General features: G+C 65.5%; 17 protein-coding genes. 5 read left to right on the forward strand and 12 right to left on the reverse strand.

The features are described 5' to 3' along the window. Positions 1–73 precede the first annotated feature (73 nt). Positions 74–2,980: a DUF1508 domain-containing protein gene (locus tag LDH74_RS12045; RefSeq protein WP_226038971.1), complete on the reverse strand. Its 2,907-nt coding sequence runs from the start codon at positions 2,978–2,980 to the stop codon at positions 74–76. A gap of 277 nt (positions 2,981–3,257) precedes the next feature. Continuing rightward, positions 3,258–4,085 (reverse strand): pantoate kinase, encoded by an 828-nt coding sequence (locus LDH74_RS12050; RefSeq protein ID WP_226038972.1) that lies wholly within the window; start codon positions 4,083–4,085, stop codon positions 3,258–3,260. 334 nt (positions 4,086–4,419) lie between these two features. Here LDH74_RS12050 and LDH74_RS12055 point away from each other — a divergent pair, with 334 nt between their 5' ends. Next, positions 4,420–5,304 carry an alpha/beta fold hydrolase gene (locus LDH74_RS12055; protein WP_226038973.1) on the forward strand — a complete coding sequence of 295 codons (885 nt, stop codon included), beginning with the start codon at positions 4,420–4,422 and terminating at the stop codon, positions 5,302–5,304. A gap of 468 nt (positions 5,305–5,772) precedes the next feature. Beyond that, positions 5,773–6,894: an alpha/beta hydrolase gene (locus tag LDH74_RS12060; protein ID WP_226038974.1), complete on the forward strand. Its 1,122-nt coding sequence runs from the start codon at positions 5,773–5,775 to the stop codon at positions 6,892–6,894. Between the two features lie 54 nt (positions 6,895–6,948). On the opposite strand, the gene aspS is transcribed toward LDH74_RS12060, so the two are convergent. Both aspS and LDH74_RS12070 read right to left on the reverse strand, forming a co-directional pair. Beyond that, positions 6,949–8,253 carry an aspartate--tRNA(Asn) ligase gene (gene aspS, locus LDH74_RS12065; protein ID WP_226038975.1) on the reverse strand — a complete coding sequence of 435 codons (1,305 nt, stop codon included), beginning with the start codon at positions 8,251–8,253 and terminating at the stop codon, positions 6,949–6,951. Positions 8,254–8,406: 153 nt separating this feature from the next. After that, on the reverse strand, positions 8,407–9,087 hold the full coding sequence (locus LDH74_RS12070; RefSeq protein WP_226038976.1) for a methyltransferase domain-containing protein: 681 nt from the start codon (positions 9,085–9,087) through the stop codon (positions 8,407–8,409). Between the two features lie 168 nt (positions 9,088–9,255). Between LDH74_RS12070 and LDH74_RS12075 the strand changes: the two genes are divergently transcribed. After that, a complete protein-coding gene (locus LDH74_RS12075) occupies positions 9,256–10,029 on the forward strand; it encodes a Sir2 family NAD-dependent protein deacetylase (RefSeq protein ID WP_226038977.1) in 774 nt (257 codons plus the stop codon). 21 nt (positions 10,030–10,050) lie between these two features. On the opposite strand, the gene LDH74_RS12080 is transcribed toward LDH74_RS12075, so the two are convergent. The 6 genes from LDH74_RS12080 to LDH74_RS12105 all read right to left on the reverse strand — a co-directional run bounded on the left by LDH74_RS12080 (position 10,051) and on the right by LDH74_RS12105 (position 13,913). Then, positions 10,051–10,704: a helix-turn-helix domain-containing protein gene (locus LDH74_RS12080; protein WP_226038978.1), complete on the reverse strand. Its 654-nt coding sequence runs from the start codon at positions 10,702–10,704 to the stop codon at positions 10,051–10,053. Positions 10,705–10,769: 65 nt separating this feature from the next. Further along, a complete protein-coding gene (locus LDH74_RS12085) occupies positions 10,770–11,471 on the reverse strand; it encodes a phosphoglycerol geranylgeranyltransferase (protein WP_226038979.1) in 702 nt (233 codons plus the stop codon). 248 nt (positions 11,472–11,719) lie between these two features. Then, positions 11,720–11,893 carry a hypothetical protein gene (locus tag LDH74_RS12090; RefSeq protein WP_226038980.1) on the reverse strand — a complete coding sequence of 58 codons (174 nt, stop codon included), beginning with the start codon at positions 11,891–11,893 and terminating at the stop codon, positions 11,720–11,722. Positions 11,894–12,137: 244 nt separating this feature from the next. Then, a complete protein-coding gene (locus tag LDH74_RS12095; RefSeq protein WP_226038981.1) occupies positions 12,138–13,328 on the reverse strand; it encodes a threonine synthase in 1,191 nt (396 codons plus the stop codon). Positions 13,329–13,512: 184 nt separating this feature from the next. Continuing rightward, on the reverse strand, positions 13,513–13,689 hold the full coding sequence (locus LDH74_RS12100; protein WP_006179941.1) for a 50S ribosomal protein L37e: 177 nt from the start codon (positions 13,687–13,689) through the stop codon (positions 13,513–13,515). Then, positions 13,686–13,913, reverse strand: coding sequence for an LSM domain-containing protein (locus tag LDH74_RS12105; protein ID WP_226038982.1), 228 nt, complete (start codon positions 13,911–13,913; stop codon positions 13,686–13,688). The genes LDH74_RS12100 and LDH74_RS12105 overlap by 4 nt, the downstream gene beginning before the upstream one ends. A 318-nt stretch (positions 13,914–14,231) precedes the next feature. Between LDH74_RS12105 and LDH74_RS12110 the strand changes: the two genes are divergently transcribed. Both LDH74_RS12110 and LDH74_RS12115 read left to right on the forward strand, forming a co-directional pair. Further along, positions 14,232–14,537 carry a hypothetical protein gene (locus LDH74_RS12110; protein WP_226038983.1) on the forward strand — a complete coding sequence of 102 codons (306 nt, stop codon included), beginning with the start codon at positions 14,232–14,234 and terminating at the stop codon, positions 14,535–14,537. A gap of 151 nt (positions 14,538–14,688) precedes the next feature. Beyond that, positions 14,689–15,645 (forward strand): zinc-dependent metalloprotease, encoded by a 957-nt coding sequence (locus LDH74_RS12115; protein ID WP_226038984.1) that lies wholly within the window; start codon positions 14,689–14,691, stop codon positions 15,643–15,645. A gap of 254 nt (positions 15,646–15,899) precedes the next feature. On the opposite strand, the gene LDH74_RS12120 is transcribed toward LDH74_RS12115, so the two are convergent. Together LDH74_RS12120 and LDH74_RS12125 are read right to left on the reverse strand one after the other, a co-directional pair. Further along, positions 15,900–16,118: a hypothetical protein gene (locus LDH74_RS12120; RefSeq protein ID WP_226038985.1), complete on the reverse strand. Its 219-nt coding sequence runs from the start codon at positions 16,116–16,118 to the stop codon at positions 15,900–15,902. Continuing rightward, entirely contained in the window at positions 16,115–16,519 is a 405-nt protein-coding gene (locus tag LDH74_RS12125) for a nuclear transport factor 2 family protein (protein ID WP_226038986.1), read from the reverse strand. The genes LDH74_RS12120 and LDH74_RS12125 overlap by 4 nt, the downstream gene beginning before the upstream one ends.

A 16,519-nucleotide genomic window follows, 5' to 3' on the forward strand; every position in this document is an offset into this window, starting at 1 on the left:
GCTATGACGTCTCTCGAATTGAAACGATGAAAAAGAGAGAACGGTACGCGACCGGTTCGAATCGGTGCGGGAGTTACTCGGTGAAGGTGATCCAGCCGTCGGGTGCCTGCGCCTTCACGTCGTTCATCGCCTCGCGGGCGTCCGTGCGGTTCGCGTAGGTCTGCGTGCTCTTCGCCATCGTCGTCCCGTACTCGTCGATCAGCTGCCAGACCCAGCCGTCGTCGGCGGTGTGCAGCTCGAAGGAAACGCTGTCGATCTCGAGGATGCTCGCCGACTCGATCAGTTCGCGGACGTTCTCGAGGGCCTCGCGCGCGGCGTCGACCGTTTCGTGCGTTTCGGAGCCGGACGCGACGGTGCGGCCGTCCTCGTCGATGAGCCGCCAGCGCCAGCGTTCGTCGTCGTCGGCGACGAGTTCGAACGAGGCGACGTCGAAGTCGACGCGGCCGGCCATCGGCGCGAGCCGACGGACCGCTTCGATCGCGTCCAGCAGTTCGTCCTTGCTCGCAGCGGAGTCGACCGCCTCGGCGAGCACCTCGCGATCGCGGTCGACGAGTTCCCACGACCAGCTGTCGTCGCCGTCGAGGCGAATGACGGCGTCCTCGATCGCGAAGATCGGCGCCTCGGGCGCGTGGGCCGTGAGGGCGTCGACACCGTCGGTCGCCGCCTCGCGATCGGAGTAGGAGACGGTCGAGTCGGCGATCTCCGCTCGGTCGCGGTCGAGCAGCCGGAAGTGCCACTCGCCGTTGCCGTACAGCTGCACGGACACGTCGCCGATCGTGGAGCGACGAGCCGTTGCGGCGGCGTCGCGCACGTCGTCGAGACCGTCGACCAGTTCGTCGCGGGTCGGATGGTCCTCGCCGTCGACGGCGACGGTGTCACCGGACGGCATGACGAACCGCCAGTGCCAGTCTTCCGTCGCGTACGTCTGGAAGATCGCCCGGTCCATCGTCCGCACGTCGGAGTCGAGATACTCGAGCAGCCGATTCATCGCCTGGCGCGCGGCTCCGCGGGTGGGATGGGTCGCCGGATCCTCCGCGACGAGCTTGCCGGCCTCGTCGATGAGCCGCCAGCCCCACTCGTCGTCCTCGTTGACGAACAGCTCGAAGGCCGCGGTCTCGATCTCGAGGAGTTCCGCGTTGGGTGCCTGCTCTTTCAGCGTCATCATCGCTTCCGCAGCATCGCCGCGGGAGGTGTGTTCCTCGCCGCTGTCCGCGAGCACGTTTCCGTCCTCGTCGATGAGTCGCCAGCGCCACTCGCCGGAATCGGCTTCGTAGACCTGGAAGGCAGCGTTCTCGAACTCGATGAGCTCCGCCTCGCTGGCCTGCTGGCGAACCCGCTCGATCGCCGTCGTCGCCGTCTCGGCGTCGGCGTGTGGCTCCGTACTCGCAGCGACGACGTCCCGGTCGTCGGTGACGAGCCGCCAGTGCCACGGACCGGTCTCGTCCGCGTCGGGCGCATCGACGGTCGTTCCGCCGTCGGCCGCGGGTTCGGGCTCTTCGACCGTCGCGGGGAGGTCGTCGTCCGGCGTGGATGCGGCACTGCCACCGGCGCTGGGCCCCGCCGCCGGATACACTTCGTACTCGGCGTCCTCGATCTCGACGACGTCCGCTTCGCGGGCGTTCTCACCGAACTGGTCGGCCCACTCCGCCGAGCCGTCGTGTTCGGGGGTTCCCTCGGGTCCGCGCGCGACGACGTGCTCGGTCTCGTCGACCAGCCGGTAGCGCCACTCCTCGCCGGACTCGTAGAGCTCGTAGGTCGGTTCGCCGGCGACGGTGACCGACGCCGACTCGAGCGCCGGGAGCAACGCTTCGGCGGCCTTCTCGGCGTCGCGCCGGGAGTCGAACTCGTCCGTGCTGTTGGCGACGACCTCGTCGTCGGCGTCGACGAACCGCCAGGTCCAGCCGTCGGCTCGCTCGCAGAGTTCCACGCCGACGTGCTCGACGTCGAGAACCCGCGCCTGATCGAACCGTTCGGCGAACGTCTGGGCGGCGTCTTCGGCCCGTTCCTGCGTCGAGTGTCCCGTCTCGCTCGAGGCCAGCGGCGCGCGTTCGTCGTCGACCAGCTGCCAGTACCACTGATCGCGTCGCTCCTCGTAGGTGAAGGCAGCACCCTCGATCTCGATCACGTCGGCGTCGGGGCCCCGATCCTTCAGGAAGCTCACCGACTCCTCGGCGCCGTCGCGCCGATCGAATTCGCCGGCACAGGAGCCGACGATGGAGCCGTCGTCCCGCGCGAGCGTCCACTGCCACGTGCCGTCGCGGTCCTCGTAGAGTCGGAACGCCGAAGTCGTCAGCTCCATTAGCCCCGCGGAGCTGATCTGGGACTTGACGCGCTCGATACCCTCCGTGGCGTCCGGCCGCGTCACGGCGCTCTCGTTGCTCTGGGCCAGCGCCTCGAGGTGGAGGACGTGCCACTTCCAGTCGCCGTTCTCGTCGCGGAAGACGGCGAACTGTGCGCTTTCCATCGCGTCTCCGGTGAGAATCGGCGGATCTTCGGTCTTCCCTTCCTCCGCGACGAACATCCCCTTCTGTCCCGTGAGCACGGGAACGAGCGCGGTCACGCCCGCGATGATCCCGATACCGAGCGTGTAGACCGAAATGACCTCCACGCTATAGTCGGTCCCGAGTTGCCGCCAGTTGTACGGATACGCCCACCCGAAAAAGCCGACGCCCGCCAGCGAGATCAACAGACCGACGAAACTGGCCTGGATTCCCCGTCGACGAACCGGCAACATCAGGACGATTCCGAGCAGGCAGAACGCGAGCCCCGTCGCCGCCGTCACTCCGGAGATGCGGATGAGCGTGTAGGGGTTCCCCTCACCCGCGTAGCCGATCACGAACGTCGCGACGCCAGCGGCACCGATGATGTAGCCGACGATGAACAGCCAGTAGCCGTAGACGTCCTTGCTCGAGTCGGGTTCACCGACGTAGTGTTCATACAGCTGAAATAAGCTTTGGTGAAAGTCAGTTCGTGAAGCCATTGTCAAACTTGACCGGATAACTTGAACGAATCATAATAAAGTTCTGGCTACCAGTACGAAACCTGTCATAAAAAGTGCGGTCCCTCGAGCCGCACCGGTAAGCGATCTGTGCCGATTCGTATCGGTCACGTTCGATCACGAAACCGGGATCGAAAACGGTCACCGGATGACGAGGGGAGCGCCGAACGGCAGTGCACACTCGATCGTATTGCTGGCTGTTTGATGATAGAATACGGGCTGCGACGACTCTATAGTAGCCACTGAGCGGAGCTGGTCCCTACTTGAGCATCGCACCGGCCGGATGTGTGGCGCAGACCGAGGGCTCGTAGCCTGCATCGGATAGCCCCGTCCCGAGCGCGAAGACGGTTTCGCCGAGCATGGCCATCGACGCCTGTCCGTCGACCGCCGAGACGTCGGTGATCGCCTCCGAGACCCGTGCCGTCAGTAGCCCCGCATCGTGCGCGAACAGCCTCGAGGCGTACAGGAAGGAGAGCAACGTCGGTTCCTCGACGACCCGCGCGAGCGCTTCCTGGCCGGCGGCGGTCAGCGCTTCCGTATCGCCCGAGAGCACGTCGGCCGTCGAGCGTTCGCCGAACGAGACGTATTCCACTCGTGCGCGGGCGGGGATCGCATCGAGTTCGTTGTGATGGGGGCCGCCGGGCTCGAGGCGGATCGGGACGCCGCCGTGGGCCTGGGCAACCACGTCTCCGAGCCCCGTCCCGGCCTGAACCTCGGCACCGTGAGCGATCGTGACGAGTTCGTTCATCGAGAGTTTGCGATCGAAGACGCGATTGGTCGCGAGCGCCGTCCCGAGTGCCATCGCTCCCGACACGCCGAACCCCGCTCCGAGCGGGAGTTCGGAGTTCGCCTCGACTCGAGCGGTCGCGTTGAGCGTCTCGAGGACGGTCGCTACCGGGTCGACATCGATTTCCGTCCCGTCGAGAACGACGGTCGTCTCCGTCGCTGGCTCGACCGTTACGTCGACACCGTCCGTCAGCGTCAGTCCCGCGCCTCGTGAGCCGGCTTTCGTCGGATCGTCGTCCGGATGGGTGCTGAAAAAGCCCGTGACGTGACCGGGGACGAACGCCGTCACCTCCTCGCGCATTACGCCTCCGCTTTCGGCCGGAGCGATATAACGTTGAAGATTCCGCGATCGCGATAGACTTGCGGCGCGAACCGGTTCGATATCCAACTCCCTATCGGGCCGATCGAGAACTGGTTACGCGTACCGCGCGATTGGGAAGCAAACGCGCACACCGGAAACGCGACTCGGTCCGCCGAGACCGTTCGAGGTTGGGTCGTTCCGAGACGCGTTCGCCTGAACGGCAGCACTACTGCCGTACCACAACTGCCATAGATAACTCCCACCACTGTATTAAATACGCTCTATATAGAAGAGAAAGTTGGATTGTCTATCATGTGATACCACTGCACGTCGCATGACAGACAACGACAAACTTGGCGAACAGCCGGCGACCGACGAATCGACGACCGACCGACGAACACTCCTAAAGGCGACCGGAACGACCATCGTCGGCGGCGCGGGACTGGCCGCCGCGTCCGGGTCGGCCTCCGCACAGTTCCTTGGCGGCCCCACTGTGATCGAAGTCGATGACGGTTGGCTCGGCTGGAGCGCCGACGGCAGCATCCCCGTCGCGGACGAAGTGCTCATCTTCATCCACGGCTGGTTCGGCGATAGCACCGTCGAGAGCCAGACCACCGACGTGCAAGACTCCCTCGAGGCGGGCGGCTATACGCCCGACGAGACCGTTGCAATCGAGTGGCCCGGTACCACGCTCAACTTCGTCGGTGCCGAGGCCGACACCGAGGACGTCGGCGAGGTCGTCGCCGGTCTCGTCGAGGAATTCTACGATGCCGGTGGCGGAAATATCCGCCTCGTCGGTCACTCCCTCGGTGGGCGCTGCGTTTACTGGACCGCGACCAAGCTCAGCAGCGGCTACGAGATCGAGACCGTCGCGGGACTCGGCGCGGCCGCCGACGGCTCCGAAATCTGTGGCGACCCGTGGAATCCCGGCCTCAGCAACGCCTGCGAGGTCCGTAACTATCACTCCAACAACGACTCGACCGTCGGCGGTGCCTACGGCGGCTGGGGCGACACCGCTCTCGGAACCGAGGGTGCGGGCTGCAACCCCGGATCGAACTACACCGACGTCGACGTGACCTACAGCGTCGGCAGCCACCTCGCGTATCTGGGCGACGATGCCGTCGGTGCAGACCTCGCCGGTGCGATCAACAGCGGCTCCTGTACCAGCGGCGGCGGTGGCGACGACGGCGACGACGACGGCAGCTGGTGGAGTTGGTAATCGACGACGGCAGCTGGTGGGGCTAGTAATCGCGGCCGATCCCATCCACCCGCCCCAGTAGCGATCCGAAATCAGTGAGAGTCGTCCAAATCGTTTTTCTTCGCCAACGCATTCCTTCGGAACGACGGTACGGGATCCACTCTCGTGTCCGAAACCGTACCGGTACCCGTCTCGAGTATCCGGGCGACGGGTCGGCCGGTTCTCGCGCCCGGTATCCGGTTGCCACCGACTGCGTTCCGGTTCCGACGCTCGTCGTCCGGGAGTGAATTTGCTCGAGCGTCTCTCGGCGAGCGCCCAGTGGTCCTCGAACGGCGGGGCCTAGCAGCGCTGGACCTCGACCGGCAACTAGTCGCTGGAAGTGTTGATCGAGAACAACTACTCCGTAATATTTGATCAGATGGGGTTTGAATGCACTCAGAATAGCGGAGTAAAAACCAACCGGCTCGTACCGGAATAAGGATGTGTTGTATGTCAGACAAGCACACCTCCGGCAAATCGTATTCGATCGATCGACGAACGCTCCTTAAGACCACCGCAACGGCCGCCGTCGCGGCCGCGGGCGTCGGCGCGACGACCGGATCGGCGCTCGCGGACACGGACGAGATCATGGAGGTAGACCTGCGGGGCGGAATCCCGCCGGTGTCGGCGGCACCGCAGGGCGAGGACGAGGTTATCTTCAACGTCCACGGCTACAGCGGGTCGTCCGCCAGCGTCAGTCAGTCACAGACACTTCAGGACACGCTCCGCCAGCTCGGCAACACCGAGACGGTAACCGCGGTCACCTGGGACGACAGCGGCTTGCCAGGGTCGGCCGAGTCCAGCGCTCGCCAGCAGGGCGCGGACTTCGCCGACTGGATGGAGGGATACATCCAGGAGAATCCCGGCACGACGATTCGGGTCCTCGGCCACTCGATGGGCGGGATCGTCGCTTTCGAGTTCATGGCTGCCGCGGCTGGCCGATTCCAGGTCGCGAACGTCGACTCCATCGGGTCCTACGAGGTCAGCGACGTTCCCTGCGAGGGGACGGAGTTCCACGACGCCATCGACCAGGTCGCGTCGTTCGCCGGCAACTACTACTCGACGAACGACTCCATCGCGCGGCTCGGGAGCGGGCCAGCGGACTGTGGCTTCGGCGGCGGCTCGCTGCCCTCGAACTACGCTGACGTCGACGTCAGCGACTCCGTCGGCAGCCACACCACCTACAAGTCGAGTACCGGCTTCGGGCAGGCGTACATCAGCAACTTCCAGCCCGGCGTCGACCGGAACGGCGACGGCGGTGACAACGGTGATGGCGGCGAGGACGCCGCGCCGACCATCGACTCGCTGTCGGTGGACCAACAGAGCTTCTGGGGCAACGACATCACCGTCGAGTGGTCCGTCTCGGACGCCAACGGTGACCTCTCGTCCGTCCAGTCCGTCGTCTTCGGCTCGAGTAGCAACCGGCTGGACAGTACGCGTACGAGCGTTTCCGGCTCGAGCGCCTCGGGGACTCACGAACTCGACCCGCCGTACTACAACGACGGCACCTACGTCAGGGTCCGGGTCACCGACGCCGCCGGCAACGATTCGACCCGTCGCGTCCAGCTATAAGCGACGACCGACCGGGCCTGGTCGGCCCTTCGATTTTTCTTCGAGGAATTCGCACTACGGACTCAGACGCTGACGATCACGCGGGAAGAGAACAGCTTCCCGAATGTTGTCCAGCCCGAGGATCGTCATGATCAGGCGCTCGCCGCCGAGCCCGAAGCCGGCGTGGGGCGGCATGCCGTACTTGAACATCTTGGTATAGTACTCGAACTGGTCGGGATCGAGCCCCTGCTGTTCGAAGCCCTCGATGAGCTTCTCGTGGCGGTGCTCGCGCTGGCCGCCCGAGACCAGTTCCATCCGCGGGTGCATGAGGTCGAAGCCGGTCGAGAGCTGGGGATCGTCGTCGTGATCCTTGATGTAAAACGGCTTGATCTCGCTGGGCCAGTCGGTGATGAAGTAATGGCCGCCGACGTCCTGCCCGAGGGCCTCCTCGGCCGGCGTCGGAAGGTCGTCGCCCCAGACGAGCTGTTCGTCGAGTTCGCCCGTGGCGTTGATGCGCTCGAGGGCCTCCTCGTAGCTGATTCGCGGGAAATCGCCGTCGGGGACCGCGAAGTCCTCGGCGAGGTCGAGCTCCTCGAGCTGGTCGCCGAAGTTCTCCTGAACGGACTCGTAGGCGGCTTTGACGATGCCCTCGGCGACGTCCATGGCGTCGGTGTGGTCACAGAACGCGCCCTCGAAGTCGATCGAGGTGGCCTCGTTCAAGTGCCGCGGCGTGTTGTGTTCCTCCGCGCGGAAGATCGGGCCGATCTCGAAGACCCGCTCGACGTTCGAGCCGGCGACCAGCTGTTTGAACAGCTGTGGCGACTGGTTCATGAAGGCCTCCTCGCCGAAGTAGGTGATCGGGAACAGTTCCGTCCCGCCCTCGGTCCCCGTCGCGACGATCTTTGGCGTGTTGATCTCCGTACAGTCGTAGTCCCGGAACTGGTCACGGACCGAACGCAACACGTCCGAACGGATCTCGAAGACCGTCTGGACCTCCTCCTTGCGGAGGTCGAGGGTGCGGTTGTCCAGTCGCGTCGAGAGGTCGGCGTCGACCTTCTCCGAGGGGTCGAGCGGCAGTTCGGGGTCGGCGGGGGCGACGACCTCGACGGACTCGGGCGTGACCTCGACGCCCGTCGGCGCGCGCGGTTCCTCTTCGACCGCACCGGAGACTTCGATGACGCTCTCGCGGGAGACCCCCAGTCCCGTCTCGACCAACTCTTCGTCCATCTCGTCTTTCTCGAACTTGATCTGGATCTTGCCCGTCGTATCTCGAAGGATCAGGAATGCGATGCCCCCGAGATCGCGGATCTCGTGGACCCAGCCGGCGACCGTCGCGTCGTCGCCCGGCTCGGCGTCGGCAGTGTAGGTTCTGTCCTGCATACCATCCGATTCACGCAGGCGGAACTTAAGCGCAGTCGTTCGCACCGAGAGTCGCGGGTTCGTCAAAACCCGCAGTCGATGCCGAGTTCGGCACCGACAGCGGTAGGTGCAGCGCGGGGACGGTTCGATCGGCGGGTCTCAGACTCGCCCGGCTCACTGGGAAACCGTGCCGGCCAGAACGTAATACTCGTGGTGTGGCTCCCGCCCCCACAATACCGGATCGACGAGCGGTTCGTACTCGATGTCTCGTAGACCGCGCCGCTTGAGGACCGCACGCAGTTCTTCGGGCGGTCGTCCGTCGTACATCGGCAGGTCGTCGTGGATCTGTTCGTACTCGTCCCACGGTTCGGCGTGGTTCCAGTAGCCCTCGATCACGAGAATTCGACCGCCCGGTTCGACGACCCGCTGCCACTCCCCGATCGCCGTCTCGGGGTTCGGGAGCGTCCAGACGAGGTGGCGAGCCGTGACCAGTTCGACGGTGTTGTCGGGAACCGCGAGGGCCTCCGCGTCTCCGCGGTAGAAATCGGCCGACCGGCCCGCCTGTTCGGCTTTCTTCCGGGCGCGCTCGAGCATCTCCGGCGCGAAGTCGACGCCCGTAACGTCGTGGCCCAGTTCCGCCAGCAGCAGCGAAATAACCCCCGTCCCACACCCGATATCGAGCACCTGCAGCGGCTCGTCGCCGGTCCACTCGCGGAGAACCGCCAGCCACTGGTCGTGCTGTTCCTCGCTGTGGATGCCGTGTTGGCTCGCGTCATCGAACGTCGTCGCGCGCCCGTTCCAGTGCTGTCGGACGAGTTCCTTGACGGCATCCCCGTTCCGATCCGGTCGTGTCATGCAGGATTTTGCCCCATCTGTACCGACCTTCCTCTAGATCCGATAAAAGCATGGGGGTCGTTACGTTCGTCTCCGTAGCACGCAGCTATTCGATACAAATACTCGTCTGAGACCGGCATCCAACGGTTCCAGACGAACCGTTTTGCCGGGCCAACGCGATTACCCGGTATGGACGACCTCGAGCGACTCGCAGCCGATCTCGGAAGCGCGGACACGGTCGTCGCCTTCACTGGCGCGGGGATCTCGGCCCCCTCCGGCGTGCCGACGTTCCGGGGTGACGACGGCGTCTGGGACCGGTTCGACGAGGGACAGTTCACCTACGGCCGGTTTCAGCGCGATCCCGAGGGGTTCTGGCGGGACCGCGTCGAACTCCAGCGAGTGATGTTCGACGAGGCGTACGAGCCGAACGCGGCCCACGAGGCGCTGGCCGAGATGGGGCGGGACGGCGACCTCGAGGCGATCCTCACCCAGAACACGGACGGGCTCCACGCCGAAGCGGCCGCGGCGATCGACGACGGCGGGGAAAACGACGAACCGACCGTCCTCGAGTTACACGGCAACTCACAGCGGGTCCGCTGTACGGACTGCGGGAAACGCAGGGACGGCGATCCGATCTTCGAGCGCGCCGCGAACGGCGAACTCCCGCCGACCTGTGACTGCGGCGGCGTGTTCAAACCCGACGTCGTCCTCTTCGGCGAGCAGCTCCCGGGTGCGGTCATCCAGCGAGCGCGGTCGCTCGCCCGCGAGAGCGACGTCTTCCTCGCGATCGGCTCCTCGCTGGTCGTCGAACCCGCCGCCTCGCTCCCGCGACTCGCCGCGTCGACCGGTGCAACGGTTGGGATCGTCAACCTCGAGGCGACGCCCTGTGACGACATCGCGGACGTCGTCCATCGCGAGGACGTGACGGACGCGATTCCCCGGCTCCGAGAACTCGTCGACTGAGATTCTCCGGGATCCAGCGGCTCACTCGACGACCCGGTCCGCGACCAACTGCGCCTGGCCGCGCCGCAGCCGTTCGCTAACGGCCTGATTCGAGATGCCGAGCTGGGCGGCGATCTCGGACAGCCCCGTCTCGCGGGGAACCTCGAAGAACCCGTACTCGTAGGCCAGCGCGAGCGCCTCCCGCTGGGCGTCGGTCAGCGTGGATCCGCGGTCGCGGCCCCGGTGCTGTCGGTCGTCGTCGGCGAGCCGCTGTAACTCGAGGGAGACGCCCTCGTTCGCGAGGAACTCGTGATAGCGACCGAACGAGTCGCGGTCGGGAAAGCGCATCTCGATCTCCCAGCGCCCGTCCGCTCCCTGACAGTCGAGTAATTCGCCGCCGGCGTCGACCCACTCCCGGTAGGCCCCCACGACGTCAGTCTCGCTTCCGTGGAGCCGGTACAGTTCTCGCCCGTCGACCCCGCCGATTCGATCGAACGACGCGATCGTGGCGTCGTCCGCGAGCGCGCGCTCCAGTCGCTCACGTTCGCGGTAGCGGACCCAGCAGAACGAGATCGGCCGTTCGGGGTCGAGGGCGTACTGGCGCTCGAGTTCGACGTCGATCGACGGGAGGGCCTCGAGCGTCGGCCCGAGGAGAAGCGCCGGCGACGACGCCTCGAACGCGGCGAGGAGGCTCATGCAGGGTCGTGTGACACGGAGAGACAAAACAGTTTAGGCCACGTTAACGGGACCAACGGTCGCAGCTACGCGTCGTTCGCCGCTGCGACGGTTTCCCGAACCGCCTCGATACCCTCGTCGTGTGCGAGGTCGCCGACGACGATCACGTCGGCGTACTGGGCCATCGAGTACGCGGAGTCGTAGTCGTGAATGCCGCCGCCGTAGAACAGCGTCGACTCGTCGATGGCTTCGGCGGCGGCCTCGACGACGCCTTCGTCGCCGAGCATACCGGAGTACTCGACGTAGACGATCTCCTGGCCGAACATGTGTTCCGCGACCGTCGCGTAGGCGGCGACGTCGTCGGCGCCGAGATCGCAGTCGGCCTCCGTCAGCTCCGCGACGTCGGCTTCGGGGTTCATCACGACGTAGGCCTCCGTCGTCGTCCGGTCCCAGTCGAGGTCCCCCTCGAGTCGGACCCACTCCTTGTGAGCTTCGGTGATCCAGAACGGCGAGCCGGCGTTGAAGACGGTCGGAATGAGGTAGCCGTCCAGCGCGTCATCCTCGAGGACGACCTCGGGGTTCGATGGCTCCTGATAGAGCGCGACGTCGTGTTCGGCACAGGCCTCGATGACCGCGCTCATGTTCTCCTCGGTGATGCCCATGGTGCCGCCGACTTCGATCGCGTCGGTCCCGGTCGCACAGAGATCACCGTAGGTCACGCCCGCCGGTAACTCCTTGTCCGGATCGAGCTTGAGAATATGGTTCCAGTCGTCCCAGGGGGTAGTCATACTGCGTCGTTTCCCGACAACCAGCAAAAGCGCTACGAAACGACCCCCGTCTCGAGAACCTCACAGTCGAACTCGAGAAGGGGTCGAGATCGGATTCGACCTGTCGGCCGCTCGCGCGCCACACGACGAGGCCGGTCGCGTTCGATCTCGGTCTCCGATCGCGGCCGACCGAACCGTGACGCGGCGGTGAGTCGGCGATCTCGAGGCGGCTGCAAGTGCTCGGTGCACTCGGCTCGATTACGCCGTCATCACAGTTGCTCGGCGCTGACGGCTCGCATCGAGCTGTCGTTCTCGACTTCCCAGATCCGCAGTACGAGGTGTGCCTTACAGTAGTATTCGGCGGTCTCGAGACCGGTCTCTCCATTCTCGAGGACGAGCTGGCACATGTCCCCGTTCGAACACTCTGGTGAATGTTCACACATTGGTACTCGGTTCGTCTACTCCCCTCGCAGGCAAGACGTTGTCGGTGAAACCGTTCGGCTTTTTTCGTCGGCCCGGTCCCCTGCTACCGGTTCGATCGGCTCTACTCGGCGGTATCACCGGGTACTGCACGGGTCACGCACCGATCACTACAACCGGGAACTCGGCGGCGTGCGCCGTGCCTGATCGGTGACCGACCGCAGTAACTGACTGGAGATCCGATCGCGATGCAAACCCGGATCGACGCTAGACGCCCTGACTCATCAAGTGGCTGCGCAACACGTCGGCCTCCTTGTTTCCGGATCCCGTGTTGACGATGACGACCGTCTCGTCGCCGTCGAACGCGCCGCGTTCCGCGAGCTCCCACGCGCCGCTCGCCGCCGCCGCCGCGCTCGGAATGAGTTCGAGTCCCGTCGTCTGGGCCACCCGGACGGCGGCCTCGAGGATGTCCGGGTCTTCGGTCGCGACTGCACCGCCGTCGGTCTCGCGGAGCGCCTCGAGGATTCGCGGACTCGCCGCGGGATCGGAAATCTCGAGTTCGCCACAGATCGTGTCGGGGTGCTCGACCGGGTTGTGCTCGTCGCGGTCGTCGTCGAACGCCTCGACGATCGGCGCACAGCCCGACGCCTGGGCGGCGTAGAGGGCGGGCAGGTCGTCGATCAGACCCAGTTCCCGAAACTCGCGTGCGGCTTTGGCGAGTCCGACGAGCCCGGTACCGGCTCCCGTGGGGTAACAGATCGCGTCGGGAACGTCCCACTCGAGCTGTTCTGCAATCTCGTAGAACAGCGTCTTCGCGCCCTCGTGGCGGTAGGGCGTGTCGAACGATCGGAGGGAGTACCAGTCGTCGTGTTCGGCCACCCCCTCCTCGAACGCGCCGGCGGCGTCGCCGAACCGGCCGCCGACGACGTTCATGTCGCCGCCGTGGACGTTGACCATCGCCTTGTTCGTAAAGCCGGATCGGGAGGGGAGATACGCGTGCGAGTCGAGCCCCGCTCGGCCCGCGTAGGCCGCGACGGCCTGTCCGCCGTTGCCCGTCGAGGGGAGCGCAACGTCGCTCGCGCCGTGATGGACGGCCGCGGTGACGGCCACCGACGCGCCGCGATCCGTGCTCGAGCCGGTCGGATTCCGGCCGTCATCTTTGATCAGCACGCGCCCGACGCCGAGTTCGGCAGCCAGATCGGGACAGTCGACCAGCGGCGTCGCTCCCTCCTGGGTCGTCACCGCCGACTCGCGAGCGAACGGAAGCAGTTCCGCGTAGCGCCACTGGGAGTCGAACGGCCGGTCGGCGAGCGTCTCGCGATCGAGGTCGATCGCGTCGTAGTCGTAGGTCGGATCGAGCGCGCCGCCGCAGTCCGGGCAGCGGTGGGACTCGGAAGCGTCGACGGTGGCCCCGCAGTCGACGCACTCGAGGCCGGCGAAGGCGGCTGTCGTCTTCATAGACGATCCTTCGCGGCGTCGAACTAAGGGCTGTTCATCGGCGGCGCGGGCCGAGCGGTACGGGAGCGTTGTGACCGATGGTCGAGACCGAGACTCCTGGAATCGAGACTGTCGGACCCGAACCTGTCGAGCGCTCAGTTGGACGCAACGCGAACGGCGAAAAACGAGGGGGAGAAGTGAGAGATCAGTTGTCGCCGGATTTCGACTGCCACTCGTATCCGCGGCGTTTGGCGGATTTGCCGAAGCCACACGACGAACACTCTTTCTTCTTGGTATGATACGATTTCTCTCCGCAGCGACGACACTTCGTGTGGGTCGTCTTGTTCTTCTTTCCTTGGCTCGGGGTTCCTGCACCAGTCATGGAGTGATCGAAACGACGTTATCGCCGCGTATAATGGTTGTGTCTTCGACCGGCGGCTCCTCTTCGACCTCGCCGCCGATGGGGATCGTCACGTCCTCGAGCACCAGATTCATGTGCTGATCGTAGCCCGCGAGCTCGCCGAGATACTCGTCACCACTCTTGAGCCGTACCGTCACGCGTTCGCCGAGCGACGCCTCGAGGACGTCCAGCGGTCGTCCACTCATACGCAACACCGCAGGTGATGGACACTTAATCGTACCGGTCCGGAGCCCGATTCCGGCTGAATGATCGACACGACCATCTGCCGCGAGAACTGGCGACACAGCACGCCTATTCAGTCCGGTGATTTCGAGGCCGCAGCGGGCGAGCGTGGGGGAGACGAATACCACGACCAGATCTCACACACCGAAACAGCGTATAGCAGCCACTGAACGTCGCCGTACACTCGATCGACGATCGTTGCTATTGGTGAGGGTATCGTTTCAGCGGCATCTAGAGACCTCACCGCCACTGCTAAGTGCGCCCTCGTTGAGCGTCCGCGTATGGGAGACAAGAAATTCACCCTCGTAGAGTTGCACTTCGACGGCGAAGCACAGTTCGGACTCGGATCGATCGGCGAGGCGTTGCCGATCGGAAGCACCGAATCGGCATCGGAGACAGACTTCGAGACCGAAAGCGAGACGGAGGCCGCCGACGACGAATCCGGCGGCAAGGGCAAAAGCGCCGCCGGCGCGCTGGTCGCGCTCGTCGTCCTGGTCGGCATCGCCGTCGCCGCGAAAAAGTTCCGCGGCGGCGACGAGGAATCGGACCTCGAGCCCGAAGCGGAACCCGACGTCATCGTCAACTGACCGTCGGCGTCCGAAGCGGGCCATCGGCTGATCGGTGATCGGTCGGCAGTCGAAATCGTCGGCCTGGCCGTTTCTGACCGACGGCGTCGGGTCTTCGCACCGACGCGAGCCGAGCCGAACGCTTTTGCGCGTCCTCGTCATAGCCGGAGTCGTGAATCTCTATCGTAGCGCCCGGGCCGTCGCCGGGGCGTCCGGTGACGACGCGATCGACTGGCGGTCGGCCGCCGACGCCGCCAAGGCGGCGACCGATCCCGGCTCGCTCGAGCTCGAACCCGGCGAGCGCGAGGCGTACGCTCGCGACGTCCGGGACGCGCGGGCCGCCGTGCGGTCGGTTTCCGGCGTCGAGTTCGACGTGCCCGAGACCGTCGAGATCCAGAACCGCCACCACTGGATCGACGCGAACGTCGCCACCTTCGAGCGGGTCATGCAGACGCTCGAGACCCACACCGGCGCGTTCCCCGGCGTCGCCCGGACGATCAACACGGGGACGATGACCGTCCTGCTCTCCTTCCTCGGACGGAACGTCCTCGGGCAGTACGACCCCCTCCTGCTCGCCGATGCCCCCACGGACGACCACGCGCTGTACTTCGTCCGGCCGAACATCCTCAACGCCGCCGCGAAACTCGAGGTCGACGCCGACCGGTTCCGCCGCTGGATCGCCTTCCACGAGGTGACCCACGCCGCGGAGTTCGGGGCCGCACCGTGGCTCTCCGACCACCTCGAGGCCCGCATGGAAGACGGGATCGCGACGCTCTCGGAGGGATCGTTCGACCGGGACGCGTTCCGTGATCTCGACGCCGCGATGACCGTCGTCGAGGGCTACGCCGAACTCCTGATGGATCACGCGTTCGACGAGGAGTACGAGGACCTGCGGCGCAAGCTGGACGAGCGGCGACAGGGGCGGGGGCCGCTGCAGAAGCTCTTCCGTCGTCTGCTCGGCCTCGGCCTCAAGGAGCGCCAGTACGAGCGCGGCAAGAACTTCTTCGAGCACGTCCTCGCCGTTCGCGACCTCGAGACGGCGAGTCTCGTCTGGGAGGGTCCAGAGAACCTCCCGAGCCACGACGAGCTCGACGCGCCGGGGACGTGGATCCAGCGCGTCGATCGCTAGGTTCGATCGGTTCTCGAGGTGTTGTGTCTCAGCTCGAGGGAGAAATCGCTACTCTGCTGGTGATACGAGATCGTAGCATTGCCGGAGTCAAGCGTCCTGCTATCGTGGCAACAGGGAATCGCCACGCCCTCCCCAACCGATTCGTTCGTTCCCGTTGGTCACTCACTCATCCCTCGCACGGCTTCAGATCACGGTTCCCTCCACGGTCACCGTGATCCGGCGCGCGCCACCGCCTGCGGATTCGGCATCGTGGTTCAGTCAGTTGTAATCCAAATCAAGTACCAGAGCAACGCACCGCCGGCGACGATACCGCCGAGTATCGCCGCGCCGATCACCGGTAACGGGGCGTTGCTCTGGAGGGCGACCAGCCCGCCGGAGAGCCCGACCAATAGGACGAAGACGGCTTTGAGCTGATCGCCCCCGTTCGTCAGGTCGCTCGAGCGCGACGAGCCCCGCCCAGGACCGCGGCTCACAGCTCGCGGGGTGCGCTGACGTGCATCGAGACGAACCGCCAGTCGATCGCGCTCGAGTCGTCCGAATCCCGTTCGATCAGCGTCGCGCTCCAGCGGCTGTCGAACCGGAACCGTTCGCCGGTCATCGTCTTCGTCCACGCCATCGTCACCTCATCGGCGACCGTCGCGAATCCGTCCCGTTCAGTGACGACGAGATTGTGGCTCTCGACCGTCCACTCGTCGGTCGTCTCGGTCTGTTCCTCGAGGGCCGCAGCGATCTCGCTCCCGCCGAACAGGGACTCGCCGATCCCGAACTTGACGGTCCGCTCGTCGTCGACGAAATACGGGGCGAGAGGGTCGCCGCCGCGGAGTGCGTCGTAGTACTCGCGAACGACGGCCTCTGCGCTTACGCTCGGTGACAT

The sequence above is a fragment of the Natrinema sp. DC36 genome (genome assembly GCF_020405225.1).
Classification (GTDB): Archaea; Halobacteriota; Halobacteria; order Halobacteriales; family Natrialbaceae; genus Natrinema.

What these genes read in the sequence shown, in the direction of transcription:
- LDH74_RS12045 (WP_226038971.1), bottom strand. Translation starts at nt 2,980, where the DNA reads ATGGCTTCACGAACTGACTTTCACCAAAGCTTATTTCAGCTGTATGAA.
- LDH74_RS12050 (WP_226038972.1), bottom strand. Translation starts at nt 4,085, where the DNA reads ATGCGCGAGGAGGTGACGGCGTTCGTCCCCGGTCACGTCACGGGCTTT.
- LDH74_RS12055 (WP_226038973.1), top strand. Translation starts at nt 4,420, where the DNA reads ATGACAGACAACGACAAACTTGGCGAACAGCCGGCGACCGACGAATCG.
- LDH74_RS12060 (WP_226038974.1), top strand. Translation starts at nt 5,773, where the DNA reads ATGTCAGACAAGCACACCTCCGGCAAATCGTATTCGATCGATCGACGA.
- aspS (WP_226038975.1), bottom strand. Translation starts at nt 8,253, where the DNA reads ATGCAGGACAGAACCTACACTGCCGACGCCGAGCCGGGCGACGACGCG.
- LDH74_RS12070 (WP_226038976.1), bottom strand. Translation starts at nt 9,087, where the DNA reads ATGACACGACCGGATCGGAACGGGGATGCCGTCAAGGAACTCGTCCGA.
- LDH74_RS12075 (WP_226038977.1), top strand. Translation starts at nt 9,256, where the DNA reads ATGGACGACCTCGAGCGACTCGCAGCCGATCTCGGAAGCGCGGACACG.
- LDH74_RS12080 (WP_226038978.1), bottom strand. Translation starts at nt 10,704, where the DNA reads ATGAGCCTCCTCGCCGCGTTCGAGGCGTCGTCGCCGGCGCTTCTCCTC.
- LDH74_RS12085 (WP_226038979.1), bottom strand. Translation starts at nt 11,471, where the DNA reads ATGACTACCCCCTGGGACGACTGGAACCATATTCTCAAGCTCGATCCG.
- LDH74_RS12090 (WP_226038980.1), bottom strand. Translation starts at nt 11,893, where the DNA reads ATGTGTGAACATTCACCAGAGTGTTCGAACGGGGACATGTGCCAGCTC.
- LDH74_RS12095 (WP_226038981.1), bottom strand. Translation starts at nt 13,328, where the DNA reads ATGAAGACGACAGCCGCCTTCGCCGGCCTCGAGTGCGTCGACTGCGGG.
- LDH74_RS12100 (WP_006179941.1), bottom strand. Translation starts at nt 13,689, where the DNA reads ATGACTGGTGCAGGAACCCCGAGCCAAGGAAAGAAGAACAAGACGACC.
- LDH74_RS12105 (WP_226038982.1), bottom strand. Translation starts at nt 13,913, where the DNA reads ATGAGTGGACGACCGCTGGACGTCCTCGAGGCGTCGCTCGGCGAACGC.
- LDH74_RS12110 (WP_226038983.1), top strand. Translation starts at nt 14,232, where the DNA reads ATGGGAGACAAGAAATTCACCCTCGTAGAGTTGCACTTCGACGGCGAA.
- LDH74_RS12125 (WP_226038986.1), bottom strand. Translation starts at nt 16,519, where the DNA reads ATGTCACCGAGCGTAAGCGCAGAGGCCGTCGTTCGCGAGTACTACGAC.